The organism is Methanobrevibacter sp., assembly GCF_045646045.1.
Lineage (GTDB): Archaea > Methanobacteriota > Methanobacteria > Methanobacteriales > Methanobacteriaceae > Methanocatella.
Window position 1 is genome coordinate 1 of record NZ_JAZRJY010000099.1, and the last position, 3,971, is coordinate 3,971.

Annotated in this window: 1 protein-coding gene; it reads right to left on the reverse strand. The window is 32.4% G+C overall.

Annotated elements, in window-relative coordinates; translation table 11 throughout:
• A partial coding sequence (locus ACKI5C_RS06760; RefSeq protein WP_407432411.1) for a condensation domain-containing protein occupies window positions 1–3,971 on the reverse strand: 3,971 nt, incomplete at both ends.

Below are 3,971 nucleotides of genomic sequence, written 5' to 3' on the forward strand. Positions count from 1 at the left end.
TCATTTAAGTCATAATTATATTCGAAAACAACATTATTATTTAAATTAAATTCTCTTGCAAGCAGCCTAAACGGATAAATACTGTTTGTCATTGATTTTAAAATTAAATCAGAAACATCATTCAAATAATCAGAAATATCCTTATTTTCACAGTCCACAAGAACAGGAATTGTACGAATAAACATGCCCAAGGCATTTTGAGCATAGTCATCATGACGACCATGTTCAGTGAAATTATAATAAACCTTATTACTACCACTAAAACGAGAACAAGTATAAGAAAATACTGCATTCAATAAAATACTGACAGTAATATTATTTTTATGTACAAAAGACTCTACATTATTACGAATACCTCTGATTGGAAGAGAAATTCTTCCTGCACTACCATCAACATCATTCAATAAAGTTCCACATTCATCAATATCAGCAAATAAAGCAGAGAAATAATCATGGGCTGAGTGATAATTATCACCGAACTTAGACTCAAAAGATTCAATACCAGCACGAACAAAACCCAAATCAACATCCAAATCAACATTTCCATTCAAAATCTCATCCAATTTCCTATTGATAATGGAACGGGTAGTAGCATCACTGATAATATGATGAATATCATAAAATATATAATGATCATTATCATTTGAAACAATATAAAAGCGAGATAAAGACTTCTCCAAATCAAAAGGCTCAATAAGGTCATAATGATCCTCAACATCACAAATTTCAACCAACGGATCATTATCACAAATTAAAAGAGGTTCACCACCATTATCATAAACACGCCCTTTTAAAATAGGATGTTTATCAATCAGTACACGAATGGCATTTTCAACCTCACCAACAGTTTTATCCTCATCAAAATAAAAGATGCCTGGGGCAGAGTATGCAGTTCCTTTATCATGAACCTTCTCATCTAAATAAATACCTAACTGCGGCTCAGATAAACAACAAATAACACCATTTTCAAAACCATAATCCGAAATGAAACTCATTTCATCCTTAATATTATTAATAAAATCACTAAACTTATCACCAATGAATGTACCATCAGCATAATTGCCTGAAACTACATAAAGGCCATCAACAATAGCAAAATTCAATGAAACGCCATAAGAATAAGAATCATGATTATCTTCACCGACCACATCATCATCATCGAAAATAGCGTGATTAGAAGATTCAAACAAATCATTATTGAACTCAAATTCACTACTCAAGAAGTTAAATGTTACAGGACAGTGTTTATACTCCAGTTCCTTATTATAATAAATTAAAGACTCATAATTCAAACCAAAATGCTCCACACTATTCAAAGCACTTTTAACAGCCAAAACATCATTCATCAATGAAATACCCTCATAATCATTACCTACACATATACGTAATGGATATTGACTAGTAAACCAACCCACAGTTCTATTAACCCTAGCCAAATCATCGTCACGACCATGAGTCTCATGATTCAAAATAATATCTTCACCATAAGTCTTTTTATAAGCTCTCGCAATACACAATGTCAGATATTCCTCTTCAGACAACCTAAACAAATTATCTCTTGAAAAAGAAACATCCATATCAAAAATAAAACTTCTAGATTCGCCCTTAATCTGAGAATCATCCAAAAGGCCATTAATCTCATACCAATCTTGCCTTTCTTCATCAGAAATACAATCAACCAAATATTTCACATCATTAACCCACAATTTATAAGGATAAGGTCTTAAAAAGTCAATACTCTCATTTTTTATCATGGAATTATAGATATGCGTTAAATCTTCAAGAATAATGTTCCAACTCACACCATCAACAATCAAATGATGAATAACAAATATAACATAACATTCATCAGCATTCAGAACAATACTGGCCTTAATTAAATCACCACAAGTATTAATCGAATCCCGTGATTCCTTAATAACCCGATTAATGGAATAATCCAAATCGTCAGCAACATACTTTTTAATTTCACAAACTCTAGTCCTTAAAGGCAAAATACTTTGAACAACACCATCATCCTCAAATCTATAACTGGCACGCAACATATCATGAATATCAGACAACTCATCAAATGCATCCTGCAAAATACCAATATCAATATCTTCCTTCGCCTTTAAAACAAACTGCTGAGTAAAATTATCTTCATTAATCTGATCAAAGAAATAACTCTGAATCGGAAGCATACTCACTTCCCCAACAGTAGAATCATATGAAATACGATCCCTAATTTTAATATTCTGAGCAATTAAGTACGGTGTTTTAAAATTCAAAATATCCTTAGCTGTAGCGAAAAGAGATTCCTTTTCAAGTAAAGAAACAACACGAATTGCAACAATAGAATCTCCACCCAAACGGACAAAATCATCATATAAACCAATACGGTCCTGATTAAATACTTTCTCAAAAGTTTTTGCAATAATCTTTTCTGCCTCTGTTGACGGTGCAACATATTCTGCTCGCAAATCAGTAAAATCAACATCAGGTAAAGCACGTTTATCCACCTTACCATTAACATTTAAAGGAATACTATCCAAATTAATAACATGAGATGGAACCATATAATCAGGCTTAAACTCACTAACAAATTCACAAACCTTATTTCTAAGAGTATCCCCATCAAATTCACCAGACACTACATAAGCCACCAACTCATAATTATCATCATGTCTAATGGTTTGCACCGTAACATCATCCACATAATCCAACTCACGGATTACAGCCTCAACTTCTGATAATTCTACACGGTTTCCTCTGATTTTAACTTGACTGTCACGACGCCCAACAATACTTAAAGACCCATCAGACAATATGCGAGCCATATCACCTGTACGATACAAAACATTATACTCTGCATCATCATCGAAAGGATTAACAATAAATGCTTCTTTTGTTTCTTCTTCACGGTTCAGGTAACCATCAGCAATTTGATAACCTGCCAAACATAATTCACCTACAGCACCTACAGGTACACGCCTGAATTCATCATCAACGATATAACATTTAATATTTTTGTTCCATGAACCTACAGAGGAATAATCAATTTTATCATCGTTATTGATTAAGGAAATATAAGTGAATGCTTCGGTTGGTCCATAAATATCAACAAAAGTATAATCACCAGGACTTTCAAATTCACCTAGTTTTTCACCACCAACAAGCAAAACATCTAATGATGTATCTTCAATACTTAAAACAAATAATTTACCTGCTTGAGTAGTAATAAATGAATGAGTAACATTATTTTCAACAAAATATCTATTTAACTCTAGCATATTCAAACGAATATCCTGTGGAACAACAGATAAACTGGCACCAGCATACATAACTGCATTAATAGCAAAATTTGCAGCATCAAAACCAATAGATGCAAACAATCCATAAACATCACTAGTGCTTAAACCATAACTGTCAACATAGGATGAAACCACATTAACAATTGATTTTCTAGTGATTTTAACTCCTTTAGGAACACCTGTAGTACCACTAGTGTATAAGATACATGCTAAATCACAATAATCAACAGATAAATGAGACAATTCACCAATTCTGCCTTCAATGATATCAGATAAATTTAAAATAATGGCATCATATGACAGATTTCTTACACGGTTATATGTTTCATCGCTTGCAATAATTACTTTAGATTCAGTGTCATTTAATATGAATTTTATACGATTATCAGGAAGATTATCATCAAGAGGAACATAAACAGCACCAGCAGACATAATACCTAAAACTGAAAACATATACAATTCACTGCGAGGTACTAAAAATCCAACGCAATCCCCAGATTCGACACCCAAATCAATTAGCTTTCTGGAAATCTTATCAGCAATAAAAGCACATTCACCATAGGAATAAGAAACATCCATATAAGATACAAGCGTACTCTCAGGATTACTGGATAAATTATCATTAAATGCATCTAAAATATCTTCATAAATTAAAGAATGCTCAGTATCGTTATAACT